Origin of the sequence: Roseovarius tolerans, assembly GCF_900109855.1 — a bacterium.
In the GTDB taxonomy this organism is placed as follows: Bacteria; Pseudomonadota; Alphaproteobacteria; order Rhodobacterales; family Rhodobacteraceae; genus Roseovarius; species Roseovarius tolerans.
The window spans coordinates 57,332-74,496 of record NZ_FOBO01000008.1 but is presented as its reverse complement, the minus strand read 5'-3'; the positions used below and the strand labels follow the sequence as shown (position 1 = coordinate 74,496).

At 65.1% G+C, this 17,165-nt stretch carries 15 protein-coding genes; 3 read left to right on the top strand and 12 right to left on the bottom strand.

Going from position 1 to position 17,165, the window contains the following annotated elements; all coding sequences use genetic code 11:
* The gene (locus BMX04_RS09615; RefSeq protein WP_074786035.1) at positions 1 to 2,130 is read right to left on the bottom strand and encodes a malate synthase G; all 2,130 of its coding nucleotides are present in this window, start codon (positions 2,128 to 2,130) and stop codon (positions 1 to 3) included.
* Between the two features lie 98 nt (positions 2,131 to 2,228).
* Here BMX04_RS09615 and BMX04_RS09610 point away from each other — a divergent pair, with 98 nt between their 5' ends.
* Both BMX04_RS09610 and BMX04_RS09605 read left to right on the top strand, forming a co-directional pair.
* Positions 2,229 to 3,014 carry an IclR family transcriptional regulator gene (locus BMX04_RS09610; RefSeq protein ID WP_074786034.1) on the top strand — a complete coding sequence of 262 codons (786 nt, stop codon included), beginning with the start codon at positions 2,229 to 2,231 and terminating at the stop codon, positions 3,012 to 3,014.
* 80 nt (positions 3,015 to 3,094) lie between these two features.
* Complete coding sequence (locus BMX04_RS09605) at positions 3,095 to 4,573, top strand: ABC transporter substrate-binding protein (protein ID WP_074786033.1); 1,479 nt, start codon at positions 3,095 to 3,097, stop codon at positions 4,571 to 4,573.
* A gap of 10 nt (positions 4,574 to 4,583) precedes the next feature.
* Here the strand turns inward: BMX04_RS09605 and BMX04_RS09600 are convergent, their stop codons facing one another.
* The 6 genes from BMX04_RS09600 to BMX04_RS09575 are packed head-to-tail and all read right to left on the bottom strand — an operon-like array spanning position 4,584 to position 10,231.
* Positions 4,584 to 5,990, bottom strand: coding sequence for an FAD/NAD(P)-dependent oxidoreductase (locus BMX04_RS09600; RefSeq protein ID WP_074786032.1), 1,407 nt, complete (start codon positions 5,988 to 5,990; stop codon positions 4,584 to 4,586).
* The gene (locus tag BMX04_RS09595; protein ID WP_244888514.1) at positions 5,977 to 6,279 is read right to left on the bottom strand and encodes a 2Fe-2S iron-sulfur cluster-binding protein; all 303 of its coding nucleotides are present in this window, start codon (positions 6,277 to 6,279) and stop codon (positions 5,977 to 5,979) included. The genes BMX04_RS09600 and BMX04_RS09595 overlap by 14 nt, the downstream gene beginning before the upstream one ends.
* The gene (locus BMX04_RS09590) at positions 6,260 to 7,354 is read right to left on the bottom strand and encodes an NAD(P)/FAD-dependent oxidoreductase (protein ID WP_074786030.1); all 1,095 of its coding nucleotides are present in this window, start codon (positions 7,352 to 7,354) and stop codon (positions 6,260 to 6,262) included. Before BMX04_RS09590 ends, BMX04_RS09595 begins: the two co-directional genes overlap by 20 nt.
* Positions 7,355 to 7,413: 59 nt before the next feature.
* Entirely contained in the window at positions 7,414 to 8,412 is a 999-nt protein-coding gene (gene dctP, locus BMX04_RS09585; protein ID WP_074786029.1) for a TRAP transporter substrate-binding protein DctP, read from the bottom strand.
* Positions 8,413 to 8,453: 41 nt separating this feature from the next.
* Complete coding sequence (locus tag BMX04_RS09580; protein ID WP_050661206.1) at positions 8,454 to 9,764, bottom strand: TRAP transporter large permease; 1,311 nt, start codon at positions 9,762 to 9,764, stop codon at positions 8,454 to 8,456.
* Positions 9,761 to 10,231, bottom strand: a complete 471-nt coding sequence (locus tag BMX04_RS09575; protein ID WP_074786028.1) for a TRAP transporter small permease — start codon at positions 10,229 to 10,231, stop codon at positions 9,761 to 9,763. Before BMX04_RS09575 ends, BMX04_RS09580 begins: the two co-directional genes overlap by 4 nt.
* 116 nt (positions 10,232 to 10,347) lie before the next feature.
* Between BMX04_RS09575 and BMX04_RS09570 the strand changes: the two genes are divergently transcribed.
* Positions 10,348 to 11,283, top strand: a complete 936-nt coding sequence (locus tag BMX04_RS09570) for a LysR family transcriptional regulator (protein ID WP_074786027.1) — start codon at positions 10,348 to 10,350, stop codon at positions 11,281 to 11,283.
* Between the two features lie 12 nt (positions 11,284 to 11,295).
* On the opposite strand, the gene BMX04_RS09565 is transcribed toward BMX04_RS09570, so the two are convergent.
* Genes BMX04_RS09565 through BMX04_RS09545 form a run of 5 tightly spaced genes read right to left on the bottom strand, consistent with a single transcriptional unit; the run spans position 11,296 to position 17,159 of the window.
* The gene (locus BMX04_RS09565) at positions 11,296 to 12,099 is read right to left on the bottom strand and encodes an XdhC family protein (RefSeq protein ID WP_074786026.1); all 804 of its coding nucleotides are present in this window, start codon (positions 12,097 to 12,099) and stop codon (positions 11,296 to 11,298) included.
* 10 nt (positions 12,100 to 12,109) lie between these two features.
* Positions 12,110 to 13,297: a vWA domain-containing protein gene (locus BMX04_RS09560; protein ID WP_083398147.1), complete on the bottom strand. Its 1,188-nt coding sequence runs from the start codon at positions 13,295 to 13,297 to the stop codon at positions 12,110 to 12,112.
* On the bottom strand, positions 13,297 to 14,166 hold the full coding sequence (locus BMX04_RS09555; RefSeq protein ID WP_074786024.1) for an AAA family ATPase: 870 nt from the start codon (positions 14,164 to 14,166) through the stop codon (positions 13,297 to 13,299). The genes BMX04_RS09560 and BMX04_RS09555 overlap by 1 nt, the downstream gene beginning before the upstream one ends.
* Before the next feature lie 45 nt (positions 14,167 to 14,211).
* Complete coding sequence (locus BMX04_RS09550; RefSeq protein WP_074786023.1) at positions 14,212 to 16,632, bottom strand: aerobic carbon-monoxide dehydrogenase large subunit; 2,421 nt, start codon at positions 16,630 to 16,632, stop codon at positions 14,212 to 14,214.
* Entirely contained in the window at positions 16,629 to 17,159 is a 531-nt protein-coding gene (locus BMX04_RS09545) for a (2Fe-2S)-binding protein (RefSeq protein ID WP_074786022.1), read from the bottom strand. The genes BMX04_RS09550 and BMX04_RS09545 overlap by 4 nt, the downstream gene beginning before the upstream one ends.
* Positions 17,160 to 17,165: the final 6 nt, after the last annotated feature.

Below are 17,165 nucleotides of genomic sequence, written 5' to 3'. Positions count from 1 at the left end.
TCAGGCCGCCTTGGCGCGGCGACGCGCGGCATGCAACAGCGGCTCGGTGTAGCCCGAGGGCTGCTCCGCACCCTTGAATATGAGGTCATGCGCGGCCTTGAACGCCACCCCGTCGAAACCGGGGGCCATGGGCAGGTAAGCCGGATCATGGGCGTTCTGCGCATCCACCTTGGGGGCCATCCGGCGCAGCGATGCCTCAACCTCCTCGGCTGTGCATATGCCGTGCAGCAGCCAGTTGGCAAGGTATTGCGAGGAAATGCGCAGCGTCGCGCGATCCTCCATCAGCGCCACATCATTGATATCGGGCACCTTTGAACAGCCGACGCCCTGATCGACCCAGCGGACCACATAGCCCAGGATCGACTGGCAGGAATTATCCAATTCGCGCTGAACGTCCTCTCCCGAGAGGTTGCGCCCGATCATCAGCGGTGGTGTCAAAAGCGCGTCGCGCGAGGCCGTTTCACGGGTCTTCATCTCGTCCTGCACCGCCGCCACATCGACGCGGTGGTAATGCGTGGCGTGCAGCGTCGCCGCCGTGGGCGATGGCACCCATGCCGTGTTGGCCCCGGCTTTGGGGTGGCCTATCTTGACGTTCAGCATCTCGGCCATCGCGTCGGGCTTGGCCCACATCCCCTTGCCAATCTGGCCCTTGCCGGACATGCCGGCCGCCAGCCCCGCATCGACATTGCCTGCCTCATAGGCGGCCAGCCATGCCTCCTTCTGCATTTCACCCTTGGGAACGACCGGCCCGGCCTGCATCGAGGTGTGGATCTCGTCGCCGGTGCGGTCCAGAAAACCGGTGTTGATGAACACACAGCGATCCTTGACCGCCTTGATACAGGCCAGCAAGTTCGCCGACGTGCGGCGCTCCTCATCCATCACGCCCAGCTTGACGGTGTTGCGCGGCAGACCAAGCATATCCTCGACCCGGCCATAGAGCGTATCGGCGAACGCGACTTCCTCAGGGCCATGCATCTTGGGCTTGACCACATAGACCGATCCGGCGCGCGAATTGCGCGCGCCGTCTTTCTTCAGGTCATGCATCGCGGCGGCGACGGTCACGGCGGCATCAAGCATGCCCTCGGGTGTCTCCGCCCCGTCCATCAACACCGCATCGGTGGTCATCAGATGGCCCACGTTGCGCACCAGCATCAGCGCGCGCCCGGGATGCGTCACGGCATGTCCCTGCGGGTCGAGATAGCTGACATCCGGGTTCAGGCGGCGGATGATCTGCTTGCCCTCTTTCTCGACCGTCTGTTCCAGATCACCCCGCATCAGGCCCAGCCAGTTGGCATAGACCACGCACTTATCCTCGGCGTCCACGGCGGCGACCGAATCCTCGCAATCCTGAATCGCGGTCAGCGCGCTCTCCAGCCGGATATCGGCAATCCCCGCCGGGTCGTCCTTGCCAATGGCCGAGGCGCGGTCGATCACCACCTCGATCAGCAGACCATGCGCCCGCAGGAAGATGTTGCCGCCCTCGGTATATCCCGCGAATTGCTCTGCATCGGCAAGGGTGGTCTCGGTCTCGCCCACGGTCACGCAAAGCCCGCCATCGCGCACCGCAAGCGCGCTGACATCGGTCCAGCTTGCCTGCGCCAGCGGTGTCACATCGTCGAGATGCGCGCGCGCCCATGCGATCACCTGCGCCCCGCGCGCGGCGTCATAGCCCGCACCTTGCGGCTGACCCTCGATCGCGTCGGTGCCGTAAAGCGCATCATAGAGCGACCCCCACCGCGCATTGGCGGCGTTCAGCGCAAAGCGCGCATTCATCACCGGCACCACAAGCTGCGGTCCGGCGATGCTGGCGATCTCGGGATCGACATTCTGGGTGGTCATGGCAAACGGGCCAGGCTCCGGCTCCAAATACCCGATCTCGGCCAGAAAGGCGCGATACGCCTCACCGTCGAACGGCTGGCCCCGGCGCGCGATGTGCCAGTCGTCGAACCTGCCTTGCAACTCGGTGCGCCGTGCCAGCAGATCCGCGTTCTGCGGGGCCAGATCGCGCAACAGCGCCGCATAGCCGGACCAGAACTGATCTGGCGAAACACCAGTCAGGACGTCATTCTCGATGAGGGCTGCAAGCGGTTCGGCCACAGACAGCCCGTGGCGGTCTACGTATTGGGTCATATCCGGTCTCCATTTGATTGGGCGGAGGGCTAGCGCAAGGGGTTGAAAATTGTAACAAGCGGGAAAATGTTTTCCATTGTATGGAAAGGTATACCGCAATGACTGATCCGAAACCCGACGGCGTGCAATCGGTGCAGCGGGCGCTTGGCCTGTTGCGGCTGCTCAGCCAGCACGACGAGGGCATGCGGGTGAGCGACATCGCGCGCGCGGCGAGGCTGGCGCTCTCGACCACGCACCGGCTGCTGACCACGCTCGAAATCGAGGACTTCGTGCAGTTCGAGCCAGACCGTGCCCTTTGGCATGTCGGCCGCGAGGCGTTCAGCGTCGGTGCGGCCTTCGGGCGGCGGCATAATTTCGTGGCCCCCGCGCTGCCCCTTCTGCGGCGGCTGCGCGATGCCACCCGCGAGACCGTAAATCTCGGGCTGCTCGACCGCGACGAATTGATCACCCTCAGCCAGGCCGGCAGCCGCGAGATCATGCGCGCCATTTCCGCCCCCGGTGGGCGGGTCCCGGCGTTCTGCTCGGGCATGGGCAAGGCGATCCTCGCCACCTGGAGCGATGCCGATATTGCCGCCTTCGTCGCGCGCACCGGGTTTCGCCCCCTGACCGGCCGCTCGCATCGCAGCCTCGACACGGCGATGGCCGATATCGCGCGGATTCGCGCAACCGGCTATGCGCTCGACGATCAGGAACATGTGGCCGGGCTGCGCTGCGTCGCCGCCGTGGTCTGGTCGGCGCAGGGCGAGGCCGTCTGCGCGATCTCGATCTCCGGCGTGGCCACCCGCCTGCCCGACAACAAGATCGAGGCCGTCGGCCGCACCGTATGCCGCGCGGCAGATGAACTGACGACGCGTCTCGGCGGCACGCCACCGCGGGAAACGTGATCGTCCAACTCTGCCGAAAGGTTTGCATTTGCACGCGCACCTGCCAAGAATGGCCGCGACGACACGGAGACGCCCACCCGATGCGCAGCCTGATCCTTGCCACTCTCGTCGCACTCTGCGCGACCCTGACACATGCCGCGCCCACCGGCACCTTCCGGCATGCCCACAATGTCGGTTTCGGCGCGCAATCGAGCCTCGATCCAGCCTCCAAGGGCCGCGTGCTCCAGATCATCGAGAAAATCCAGAGCCGCCTCGTCCGCCCGGGGCGCAGCGGCAAGCCCGAACCCGATCTCGCGACCGCTTGGGAGCCCAATGAGGACGGCACCGTCTGGACCTTTCACATCCGCGACGGGGTGCGCTTTCACGATGGCAGCGCGCTCGATGCGGGCGACGTGGTCTACTCGATTAAGCGCGTGATCGACCCCGACTATGGCAGCCCCGCCCGCGCCGCCGTCAAGATGATCGAGCATATCGAGGCCACAGGCCCACTGACCGTGCGCATGCGGCTCGGCTCCACCTTCGCCGACCTGCCCCTGCAACTGATGGATCCGCGCCTTCGGATCATCCCCGAGGGTTCGGGCGAGACGGTGGATCAGACCGGCATCGGCACCGGGCCTTTCAAGGTTGAGACATTCGACCCCGACGGCATCACCGTGCTGACCGCCTATGAGGGCTATTGGGAAGGCCCGCCCGCGCTGGCTCGGATCGAGGTCATCGGCGTGCCCGACGCGCAGGCGCGGCTTCAGGCGTTTCTCAGCGGGCAGTTGGACATGGAGCGTGGCATCGCGCCTGTCCTGCGCCGTGCGCTCGACAAATCCTTGCGCTACCAGTTGCTGGAAATTCCCACCGGCAACTGGATGGGCCTTGCCTTTCGCACCGACATGGCCCCGTTCGACGATCCGCGCGTGCGCCGCGCCCTGCGCCTGGTGGTGGATCGCGACGAGATGCTCGATCTGGCGCTTGACGGCGGCGGGGTGGTATCGTGCGACACGCCGGTCGCGCCCAATGACCAATACCGCGCCGAGATGCGCTGCCCGCCCGATCCCGAACGCGCCCGCGCGCTGCTGGCCGAGGCGGGCCATCCCGATGGGATCGACGTGGATATCTACGTCTCATCGCTCGATCCCAGCTGGCCGGTGATCGGCGTCGCCTATCAGGAACAGGCTGCCGAGGCAGGCATTCGCGTCAACGTGGTCAACGCCGCCGCCGATGGCTACTGGTCCACGGTCTGGATGAAAAAGCCCGCCTTCACCACAAGCTGGGGCGAACGCCCCGCCGATCAGGCCCTCAATGAGGCGTTCCATTCCAGCGCAAAGTGGAACGAGAGCCACTATTCAAATCCCGAATTCGACCACTTGCTGAAAGCCGCCCGCGCCGAGTTGAATTTCGCCAAGCGCCGCGCGCTCTATATCAAGGCGCAGGAATATCTCGCGAGGACCTCGGGCACGATGATCCCGTTTCACGTCACCCAGCTTGTGGTGCTGTCGAACCGGGTGACGCACTTTGATCCCGCGCCCAACGACGCGCTGCGCTGGCATCTCGTGGCGGTGGTGGACTAGGCGCGCGCGCTCACTCCGCCGCCTTCTCCGCCTGTCCCGGCGCGCCCGCGTCCATCGCCGCCAATTCCGCCAGCGTCACCGGTTTCAGCGGCGGACGGATACGGTAATATCCCGTCTCGTCTTGCGTTTGCCCGTTCGCGTCCGCCAACAGGGCGGTGACGGTCAATCCGCAATAGCGCCCCTGGCACGGCCCCATTCCTGGGCGGCCAAAGGCCTTGGTCTGGTTTGGCCCCAGACAGCCAAGGCGCGCATACCCCCGGATCGCCCCCGCCGTCACCTCTTCGCAGCGGCAGATCACGGTGGCGTCCTCGGGGGCCAATGCCTGCGCCGCCGGGGGATAAGCCGCGTCGAGAAAGGGCCGCGCCGCCATCTCTTGCCGCCTTGCGCGTAACAGCGGTGCCGCGCGCCGGTCACGGGTGGCGCGGTCGATATGACCCAACTCCCCGGCCACATGAAGCGCGGACAACTGCCCCGCGATCTCGGCCACCTTGGCCCCGCCGATGCCGCCCCCGTCACCCGCAATCAATACCCCGTCCACATCGCACTGCCCCCACTCATCAAGCTTGGGCGCGAAACACTGCTGCGCCGCGTCCCAGGCATGCGCCACGTTCAGCGACCGCGCCGCTTGCGTGTTGGGCACTACCCCGTGATGCAGAAAAACCGTGTCGCAATCGATGCGATGCGCGCGGCCCCGACAAGTGAACGTGACCGCTTCGGCCTGCGCCTCGCCCTCGATCTTGATAGCCTGCGCGCCTGTATAACGTGGCACCCGCGCGCGAATGATCTCGGCCATCAGGCCCAGCCCCTTAAGCAGATACCGCCAGCCGCGCAGCGCACCGCCCAGATGCCGCGCCGCACGGATCAAGTCGGCGCGCGTCTGCGTTTCGATCAGCGCCAGCGGCGGCGTGCCCGCCCGCACCATCTGCGCGGCGATGAGGTAAAGGAGCGGGCCCGAGCCCACCAGCACCGCGCGCCGCGCCAGCACCCCCGATTGCTTGAGCAGGATCTGCCCCGCGCCTGCGGTCATCACCCCCGGCAAGGTCCAGCCCGGCAACGGCATGGGCCGTTCCAGCGCGCCGGTCGCAAGCAGCACGCGGCCCGCCTCGATCTGCGCCGCCGCCCCGCCTTGGGTGTAGGAAATCCGGAAACCCTCCTCGATGGCCCAGACCACCGCCCCCGCCAGATTCGTGATGCCGCCCGCACGCAGCCCCGCCACCAGCGGCGCACCTTGGGTATAGTCCGTGCCCAGAATATCGCCGCGCCGCGCCGCCGCGCGTTCCACATCGCGGTAAATCTGCCCGCCCGCGCGTGGCTGCTCGTCCAGCACGCAAACCGACAGCCCCGCCTCCGCCGCCGTGGCGGCCGTCGCCATGCCCGCAGGCCCCGCGCCGATCACGGCCAGATCATAGCGTGTCATGCGCGTCCCCCTCATGCGGGCGGGCGATCTCCAGCCCCTCAACCACCTCCATCATGCAGGCCTGGCGCACCACACCCTCCACCTCCACAAGGCAATCGAAACAGGCCCCCATCATGCAATAGGGCGCACGCGGCGCGCCCGAGACCGGCGTGTGCCGCAGCACCGTCACCCCGGCGGCTAGCAAAGCAGTGGCCAGATTGGCCCCTTCAGGCAGCATCAGCGTCTCACCGGCAAAACGCACCGGCACCCGCACCGCCGCGGGGTCGAGTTCAAGAAAAGCGGGCTTCACCGAACACCTCCAGATCGGGCGCATCAGTTGCGCCCTCAAGCCAGTCGGGCAGGAACCGTGCGTGCGCTGCGGCCAGCGTGATACCGCTGTGGCATGTTACGAGATAGGCACCGGGCATCTCGGCGCTTTCCTCGTAGATCGGCAGACCATCGGGCGAGAGCACACGCAAGGCCCCCCATGACCGGACCAGCTGCGCGCGCCCCAGAACCGGATAGGCCGCAATCGCCTCGGCGGCGAGACCGGAAAGCCCCGGCTGCGTCACGCCATCATCAAGCCCCACCTCCTCGTTGGTGGCCCCGATCTGAATACCGCCCTCATCCACCTGCCGCGCAATCAGCGAGGGCCGGTTGATGATCTTGGGCAGTTTCTCGGTAATCAGCACCTGCCCGCGCTGTGGCCGCACAGGGGCCTTGAAGCCCAGCTTTGGCCCCAGTTGCGCCGCCCCCAGCCCCGCCGAGAGCACCAGCTTGCCCGCCTCGACCACCGTCCCATCGGCGCAGGTCACGCGAAAACCGTCGGGTTTGGCCAGATCTGTCACCGTCTTGCCGGTCAGCACGCGGCCCCCCATCCGCCGCACATCGGCGGCAAGTGCCTGCAACAGGCGCAGCGGGTTGGCATGGCCATCCTGATGATGCAGGATCGCGCCTACGACAGATGCGCCTATATGCGGCTCTTCCTTGCGTAGGGCGTTGTGTCCCAGAACCTCGAACGGGTAGTCACCGTCCAGCTTGTCCTTGAGCGCCTCGTACTTTTCCACCGTCGCCTGCAGGCTCTCCTCGGAGAAGTGAAAATCATAGCCGCCTTTCTGCTCCAGCCCCAGATTCTGACCGGTGGCCTCGCCCAACTCGGCGGCGAAATCGCCCCAAGCGGCGGCGGATGTCTGTGACCATTGCGCATAGCGGGGCTGGTTCATGCCCTTGGATTGCACCCAGACCAGCCCGAAATTCCCCCGGCTGGCGCGGAACGATCCATCGTCGCCATCCAGCACCGTCACCCGCAGCCCGCGCCTGAGCAAGCCCCAGGCCACGGAGAGGCCGACGACGCCGCCGCCGATGATGACATAATCACTGCTCATGGGTGTCTTTCCCGGCTTGGGGTGACAGGGCGGCGCGAACCGCCCTGTCGTCTTTTGGCTCAGTTGCTTGCTGCCACCTTGTCGAGGATCGCCTGACCCCAGTCGGTGCCCACATCCTCCAGCACGGCGGGCCAGACATCGGCGCGCGCCTTGGCGGCCATGGCGGCAAGTTGATCATCGCTCAATTCAACGACGGTCGCGCCCAGATCATCGACCAGCCGCTGCTCGTTGCGCGCCTGATCGGCCTCGGCCACCTCCCAACGGGTCGCCTCGAACGACGCGGCCTGTTCCTTCAGCGCCGCCTGATCCTCGTCTGACAACCCGGCAAGGCTCTCGTTCGAGATGATCATGTACCAGACCTCGAAATGGGTGTTGGCCGGAATGTAGGTCTTGGTCACGTCGCGGAACGAGGCATAATAGCCCTCGGCCCCCGACCCGATCACACCATCGACCACGCCGGTCTGCACGGCAGTGAACGCCTCGGAGAACGGGATCGGCGACGGGATATAGCCAAGCGCCTCGCCGGTCAGCTGAAAGCTCTTGATGCCCGGCACCCGCACCTTGATGCCTTTTGCCTCGGGCGTCCCAACGCTCTCGGGCGCGGCCACGTTAAGCGAGATGCCCCCGAAATAAACCGGATAGGCGGCAAGCATGGTGATGTCCTGCTCGGCATAAAGCCCGGCCATCACCTCGCGCACCACCCCACCGGGGCCATAGACCGCACGGGCCTGCGCCCAGTTGCCCGCGAGATAGGGGAAAGAGCTGATCTGCATCCGCCGGTCGGCGGCGGTCGCGGCGGGCTGCGTCGCCATATCGACCGCCCCTACGCTCACGCGCTCCTGCACCGTGGTGTAATCGCCAAGCGCCGAGGCCGCGAAAATGTTGACACTCACATCGCCGCCGGTCGCCTCGCTGACAGCATCGGCAAACGCGTTGAGTTCGACGTCAATGGTCGCACCCTGCGGGCGGACATGGCTCATCTTGAGATCCTGCGCCTCGGCCATGGGCGTAAACGCCATGAGTGCGGCGGCAGCGGTGGCCAGCATGGTATGTTTCATTGGGGTAATCCTCCGTGTTGGTTTCTGGTTCAGGGTTTGCTTCAAGGGGCCACGTCATATCCAAAGAAACGTGGCAAGAAGAGCGACAGGTCCGGCCAGAGCGAGGTGAGAAACACCACGGGCACATAGCCGAAAAGAATGAGCTTCATCGCGGGCGGGATCACCTTGGTGACCTTCACCTTGCCGATCCGCGCCCCGAGATAGAGGATCGAGGCATAAGGCGGGGTCACACCCCCCATGGCTGTGTTGACCCCCATGATCGCGGCGAACTGAACCGGGCTCACCCCGATGGCGTTCATCAAGGGCAGCAGCAGCGGGGCGATCAGGATGATCGCGGTCACGTCATTGACCACCATGCCCACGAGAAAAAGCAGGATGTTGATCATGATCAGCAGCAGCACCTTGTTCTCGGTGATCGAGAAGATGCCCTGCACAAGCTGCTGCGGGATGCTCTCATAGACGAACATCTGAGATAGGATCATGGAGAACAGGATCATCATCATGATCGCGCCCACGGCGGTCGCGGCCTCGCGCCCTGCCGAAAGGAAGTTCGACAATCTCAGCCCCTTGTAGATCAGAAAGCCGACGGGGACCGCGTAGATCACCGCGACAGCAGCAGCCTCGGTGGGCGTCATGATCCCGCCATAGATGCCGCCGAGGATGATCACCGGCATCAGCAGCGCCGGGAAGGCGTGAAACCCGCGCCGCGCCACCTCCCCCGACAACTCTGAGAAAGACGGTTTGTCATCGAGCACGAGGTCGAACTTGCGGCTCATCACCAGGTTGATGATCGAGAACGCCACCATGATCAGCAGGCCGGGGCCGAGCGTGGCAAGGAAACAGGCGAGGATCGAAGTATCCGTCACCCAGCCATAGACGATCATCGTGACCGAGGGCGGAATGAGTAACCCGAGTATCGAGGAATTGGCGATGAGTGCGGTCGCGTATTCGCGCGGATAGCCGCGTTTTTCCATCTCGGGGATCAGCAGAGGGCCGATGGCAGCAATCCCCGTGAGGCCCGAACCTGAAATCGCCCCGATCACCGCACAGGACACGGCGGCGACCACGCCCAAACCGCCCCGCACATGGCCGATGAACGCGTTGACAAAGCGCAATAGCGAGGCGGCGATCCCGCTTTCCGACATGATCGTTCCGGCCAGCACGAATAACGGAATGGCCAGCAGCACCGGGTTGCCCATTTGCTGGAACCCCCAGAGCATCATGCCCTTCATCGTCACATCGCCGAGGAAATACATCACCATCAGCGCGGCGCCGAAGCAGTAGGGCAAAGGCACGCCGAGCGTCAGCGTGATCACCAATAGCGCGATGGCCAGAAGGGCGATCTCGATCATGACGGTGCTCCCAGCGACAGACGGCGGATATGCGTCACAAGATGACCGGCGGTGTAGGCCATCATCAGCCCCAGCCCAACCAAGAGCGCGATATCGGAGTAGAAAGTCGGGATATAAAGCGTCGGGCTCTCGCGCCAGACACGCCAGGCATATTGCGTGTAATCCCAGGCCCAGCTGAGCAGCCACAACCCGATAATCAGGCTGATCACCTCGCCGACGATGGCAAGGATGGTATGCCCGCGCTCGGTTTTGACGAAGATTTCCAGCACATTCGCACGGATATGGGTGTTCTCGCGCGAGGCGTTGACCGAACCGAGGATATAGAGCCAGAGCGTGGGGTAGAGCATCGTCTCTTCCAGCCCCATCACCGGCACCTGCAGGACATAGCGCGTGATCACCTGCACGAACTGACCAAGCGCCACCACGCAGATCAGCGCGGTGAGCAGGTATTTCGCGAATGTGTCCATGGCGTCCCCCTCTCCGGCGTCTCGTCGCACCGGCTTTCAAACGATTACACTGGACAGGCAATATAAATTCAATTTGATTATATCTTTGAGTCCATCAATTCAGGTTATGGAGCAACATGCATCTCTCCCTGCGCCAACTCACCACCTTCCGCGAGGTCATGCGCTCCGGCTCGATCAGCCAGGCGGCGCGCAGCGTCGGGCGCACGCAACCCGCGGTCTCGACCATGATCCGCACGCTCGAAGACCAGCTGGGTTTCGCCCTCTTCATGCGCATGCAGGGCAAGCTCACCCCCACCCCCGAGGCGCATTTCTTTCTGGAGGAATGCGAGGATATCCTCGGGCGGGTCGAGCGCACCGAACGCACCCTCAGCCGGATCAGCACCCTGCAATCGGGCAAGCTCAAGATCGCCAGCCACCCGGCCGCCTCCAGCGTGTTCCTGCCGCGCCTGCTGACGCGCTTCCTTCAGGACCGCGACGATCTCGAGCTGTCACTGATCATGCGCTCCTCGGACGTGATCGAGGACCTGATCGCCTCGCAGCAATACGATGTCGGCTTTGCCGAGACACCGGCCCCCCGGGCCTCCATCGCTCAGGTGGATTACGATCTCGAATGCGTCTGTGTGCTGCGCGCCGACGATCCCCTTGCACGCGCTCCGGTGATCACACCTTCCGATCTTGACGGGCGGCCCATGGCGGTGCTTTTTGACGCGCACAACACCGCGCTCCAGACCGAAGCCGCGTTCCGCGCGGCCGGGTGTCGCTTTAACAAGCGGCTCGAATTACGCACCTTCCTGCCGGGCCTGCAATTCGTGGCGGCAGGGGCCTGCACCATGGTTTGCGACCTGATCACCGCCTATAGTCATCTCCTGCAGGCACCGACCGATCACGCCCTTGCGATCCGCCGGTTCCGCCCCCGCATCTCGAACAGCGTGTCGATCCTGACACCGGGGTTCGCCACGCAATCCCTCGCCGCAAGCGCCTTCATCACCGATCTGCAGATGGCGGTGGATCAGGCCGCCCGCGCCGTTGAGACGGTGCTCGATACCAGCTAGGCGACGCATCGTTCAGCCGGATTGCCGCCCCGCCGGATGAACCGCATGTGCCTTCTTCCACGCCACGATCTCGGCCAGGATCGACAGCGCAATCTCGTGCGGATCAACCGCCCCGATATTCAGCCCCGCAGGTGATTTGAGCACCGCGAGCCGCGCCGCATCGACGCCCTGCACCGTCAGCTTGTCCCGTAATACATCGGCCTTGCGGCGGCTCGCGACCATCGCCACCCATCCCGCCTGCGTGGAGAGCGCCGCGCTCAGCGCCGCCATATCCCCTTTGCCCTGCGATGCGACGACCACGACATCGCGCGGCTCCAACGCAGGCATCTCCCCCTCTTCCAGCCGCGCAACCTCGGCCTGCCCGGCCTCGGCCCCCGCCTCCATGATCACCAGAAACCCCATCAGGGCGGCATGTTCCGACAGCGCCCGCGCGATCGGGGTCGCGCCATAGATCATCAGGCAAGGGGCAGCGCGCCACGGCTCGATCAGCAGATCCACCGTGCCGCCCGAGGGGCAGCCGCTCTTGTAAAGCTGCATCTCGGCCTCGTGGTCCAGGGCCACCACCTTTTCCGTGGGGCGCACCGTAATCAGACGCGGTGCGCCCGCGCTCAACGCCTCGGTTGAGGCTGCACACACCGCGCGCTGCACGCAGGCCCCGCCCAAGTGGCCAATGATCTCGCCCGCGCTGGTGACCGCCGCCTTGGCCCCGGCCTTGGCCGAGGTCGCGTCGGCGGTGCGAATGACGGTAGCCACGCAAAAAGGCGCGCCCGCCCGGCGCAGCGTCTCGATCTCGTCATAGATATCGAACCCGGCCATCGGCCTCTCCTCAAATTCGCGCGAATTCCGCCTCCAGCTCCGCCAGTGCCGCAAGGCTTCCAGCAGGCAGATGCGCATCGAGATGGGGCCGCGCCGCCGCCATCGCCCGCGCCACCGGTTCATGCTCCTGCCAGCCACCCAAAGGATTGAGCCAGACAATCCGCCGCGCCTTGCGCTTCAGCCGCGCCAGCACTGCCGCCAGCACCTCGGGCGACCTCGTGCAATAGCCATCCGACAGGATCAGCACCACGGTGCGCCCACCCAAGGCACGCGCGCCGTACCTGTCCAGAAACCGCTCCAGCGCGCCCGAGATATCCGTACCTCCGCCGAACCCCTCGGCCATCAGCGACAGCCGGCTTGCGGCACGCAAGCTATCGTGGTCGCGCAGCGCATCGGTCACCCGCATCAGCCTTGTGTGAAAGAGATAGGCATCGGTGCGCATATCCTGCCCCACCAACCCGCGCAAAAAGGCCAGAAACACCCGCGCATGCACGCTCATCGAGCCGCTGACATCGCAAAGTGCCACGATCCGCATCGGGCGCGGCGGGCGGCGGCGGTGATAGAGCTCCATCGGCTCGCCACCCCTCGCAAGGCTCGCGCGCTGCACCCGGCGCAGGTCGAGCGGGCCACTGCGCCGCGCGCGCTTGCGTCGGCGCGAGGTTCGGTCCCGGATCGCACGGGCGAGGCTGGCCGCCACACGCTCGGCCTCACGCAGGGTGCTCTCGTCCATCACCTCGCGCAGGTCACGGCGGCCCAATGCGTCGGTCCGCGTCGCCATCAGCCGCCCGTCGCGGCCCTCGGCCTCGTCCTCACCCGCGTCGGGCACATCGGTCTCGGTCTGGTCCGGCACGCCGCCGCCCTGATCCTCCAGATGGCTGTGCCACAAGACCGGGCGCGCCGATTGCACCCGCACATGGGTGTTGTCGGCGCGGTCCTGTCGGGTGCGCCCGGCGTTGAACCAGAAGGCATCGAACAGATCGTCGAAGCGCCGCCACTCCTCGACATCGCGTGCCAACACGGCGGCGAGCGCCGCGCGCGGCTCATCAGGCACGCTTGCCTGCACCTGCGTCAAAGCCTCCAGCGCCGCCGCAGTATCGGTCGCGCCCACCTTCATTCCGTTACCCCGCAGATGCGCCACGAAATCCGCCATCCGGTCGGCCATGCCGCCCGCCCGCGCCGCAAAGCGGGTGACGCGCATCACGCCACCCGGCCAATCAGCCGGTCCATCACCTCGGGCGGCGCGGCATCGTGATCGGCGGCGGTTTTGAGCAGGCACACCAGCGTCGCCTGCACCGCCTCGGGCGATTGCGCAAGGTCGTTCACCCCCAGCCCCGACAGCGCCGCCGCCCAGTCGAGCATCTCGGCAACCCCCGGTACCTTCTCCAACTCTTCGCGCCGCAGCGCCTGCACGACGCCGACGATCTGCGCCGCCAGCCGCACCTCCAGCCCCGGCATGCGCGCATGCAGGATCGCCAGTTCGGTGTCGCGGTCGGGAAAGTCGAGATAGCAATAAAGGCAACGCCGCCTGAGCGCATCCGACAGATCGCGCGTGCCATTGGCGGTCAGGATCACCACCGGGCGCGCACGGGCGGAAATCGTGCCCAGTTCCGGGATGGTGATCTGAAAATCCGACAGCACCTCCAGCAGATAGGCCTCGAATTCCTCGTCGGCGCGGTCGATCTCGTCGATCAGCAGCACCGGTGCCTCCTCTTGAGAAATCGCCTCCAGCAGGGGCCGCTTGAGCAGGTAGGTCTCGGAAAAAAGCGCCGCCTCATCGACGCCGCCGCGCGCATCCGCCGCCCGAATGGCCAGCAATTGCCGCTGGTAATTCCATTCATAGATCGCCTGCGCGGCATCCAGCCCCTCGTAGCATTGCAACCGGATGAGCCGCGCCGCGCGCATGCCCGCCAAAGCCTTGGCCACCTCGGTCTTGCCCACGCCCGCCGGACCCTCCAGCAGCAGCGGACGCCCCATGCGCTCGGCCAGATGCAGCGCCATGGCCAGCCGCTCACCCGCGACATAGCCCTGCCCCGCCATCGCCTCCTGCACCTCGCGCCAGTCCTGCATGCCGTCCCGCTCTTTCACCTTTCCCGAAATACTCAGATCCCGCGCTCAGCCATGCAGACCCAGCTCATTCGCGATGCGCCAGATCCGCCAATGGTCATGCGGCATGTGGCTCTGCGTCAGGCCGAAGGGCCGGAACGCATCATGCATCGCGTTGGAAAAGCACGGCACCGAACCGACATTAGGGCTCTCGCCCACGCCCTTGGCACCGATGGGATGATGCGGCGAGGGGGTGACAGTGTGATCGGTGGTGTAATGCGGCGTCTCCCACGACGTGGGCAGGAAGAAATCCATCAGCGTGCCGGTCATCACGTTGCCCATCTCGTCATAGGCAATCTCCTGTCCCATGGCGATGGCATAGCCTTCGGTGGCACCGCCATGCACCTGCCCCTCGATGATCATCGGATTGATCCGGGTGCCGCAATCGTCGAGCGCATAGAACTGCCGCACCTCGTGCTCGCCGGTATCGACGTCGAACTCCATCACGCAGATATAGGCGCCGAACGGGTAGGTCATGTTGGGCGGATCGTAGTAGCTCACCGCCTCCAGCCCCGGCTCCAGCCCCGGTATCGCCTGATTATAGGCGGCAAAGGCGATCTCCTTCATGCTCTTGAACCGCTCCGGCGCGCCCTTGACCGCAAAACGATCGACGTCGAATTCCACGTCGTCGTCATGCACTTCCAGCAAATAGGCCGCGATCATCTGCGCCTTGGCGCGGATCTTGCGCGCGGCCATGGCCGTCGCCGCCCCCGCAACGGGCGTCGAGCGCGAGCCATAGGTCCCAAGGCCATAAGGTGCGGTGTCGGTATCGCCCTCCTCCAGCGTGATGTCATCCGCCGGAATGCCGATCTCCGAGGCGATGATCTGTGCAAAGGTCGTGGCATGCCCCTGCCCCTGACTGATCGTGCCAAGGCGTGCGATGGCGCTGCCAGTGGGGTGAATGCGGATCTCGCAACTGTCGAACATGCCAAGGCCGAGGATATCACAATTCTTTACCGGCCCCGCACCGACGATCTCGGTGAAATGCGTGAGGCCGATGCCGATCAGCTTGCGCGTTTTCCCAGCCTTGAAATCCTCCAGCCGCTGCGCCTGTTCGGCGCGCAGACCGTCGTAATTCACAGCCTTCAGCGCCTTTTCCCACGCCGTGTGATAATCGCCGCTGTCATATTCCCAGCCAAGGGCCGACTGATAGGGGAACTGATCGGCGCGGATGAAGTTGATCCGCCGCAACTCGGCGGCATCCATCCCCAGCTTGATCGCCAGCACCTCGACCATCCGCTCGATGAAATAGGCAGCCTCGGTCACGCGGAACGAACAACGATAGGCCACGCCCCCCGGTGCTTTGTTGGTATAAACGCCATCGACCGCCAGATAGGCCACCGGAATGTCATAGCTGCCGGTGCAGATATTCATGAACCCCGCCGGAAACTTGGTCGGATCGGCACAGGCATCGAAGCCGCCGTGATCGGCGGTGGTGTGACACCAGAGCCCGGTGATCCGGCCCTCTTTCGTCGCCGCGATCTTGCCCTGCATCCAGTAGTCGCGGGCAAAGGCGGTGGTCATCAGGTTGTCCATCCGGTCCTCGACCCACTTGACCGGCTTGCCGGTCACGACCGAGGCCACGACCGAACAGACATAGCCCGGATAGACACCCACCTTATTGCCGAATCCGCCGCCGATATCGGGCGAGATGATGCGGATGTTGTGTTCTGCGATACCGGAAATCAGCGAGACCACCGTGCGGACCGCATGCGGCGCCTGGAACGTGCCCCAGACGGTCAGCTTGCCGGTGACCTTGTCCATGCTTGCGACACAGCCGCAGGTCTCCAACGGGCAGGGATGGGTGCGGTGATAATAGACCATCTCCTCGGCCACAACATCGGCCTCCGAGAGCACGGCTTCGGTCGCGTCCTTGTCGCCCTGTTCCCATGTGAAGATATGGTTGTGATGGCGGCGCGGCCCGTGCGCGCCCTCGGTCTGACCTTCCAGATCCTCGCGCAGCACCGGCGCGTCCGGCTCCAGCGCCTTGAACGGGTCGACCACGACGGGCAGTTCTTCGTATTCGACCTCGACCAGTTCCACCGCATCGGCGGCGATATAGCGGTCTTCGGCCACGACAAAGGCCACCTCCTGCCCCTGGTAGAGCACCTTGCCATCCGCGAGAACCATCTGCTTGTCGCCCGCCAGCGTCGGCATCCAATGCAGGCCCAACGGCTCCAGATCGGCGGCGGTCAGCACAGCGATCACGCCCGGCACGGCCTTCGCAGCCTCGGCATCAATCCGGGTGACGCGCGCATGGGCATAGGGCGAGCGCACGAAATCACCGAACAGCATTCCGTCCATCCGGATATCGTCCACGTAATTGCCCTTGCCTTGGGTAAACCGGACATCCTCGACGCGCTTGCGCGAGGTGCCCATGCCCTTGAGGCTTGCGCTGCGGTCTTCGGGGGTTGCGACGTCGTCCTTCATTCCGCGGCCTCCACTTTTTCATGCCCTACCGCTTCGCTGCTTGAGGGCGGGGCATTCAATATCTCGGCCGAGGCAAGGATCGCCTTGACGATGTTCTGATAACCGGTGCAGCGGCACAGGTTCCCGGCCATGCCGAACCGCACCTCCTCCTCGGTCGGCGTCGGGTTTTCCTGCAACAGGCGATGCGCGCGGGTAATCATCCCCGGCGTGCAAAAGCCGCATTGCAGCCCGTGATGCTCGCGGAACATCTCCTGTATCACGCCAAGGCTGCCGTCCTCGTTCACCAACCCCTCGACGGTGGTGATCTCGGCCCCGTCGGCCTGCGCCACGAAGACGGTGCAGGATTTGACCGACCTGCCATTCATGTCCACGGTGCAGGCCCCGCAATGGCTGGTCTCGCAGCCGATATGCGGGCCGGTTATGCGCAGGTTTTCGCGCAGGAAATGGATGAGCAGCGTGCGCGGCTCCTCCAGCCCCTCGACCGCGCGCCCGTTGACGTTCAGTTTCACATGCATTTTCGTCATCATCCCCTC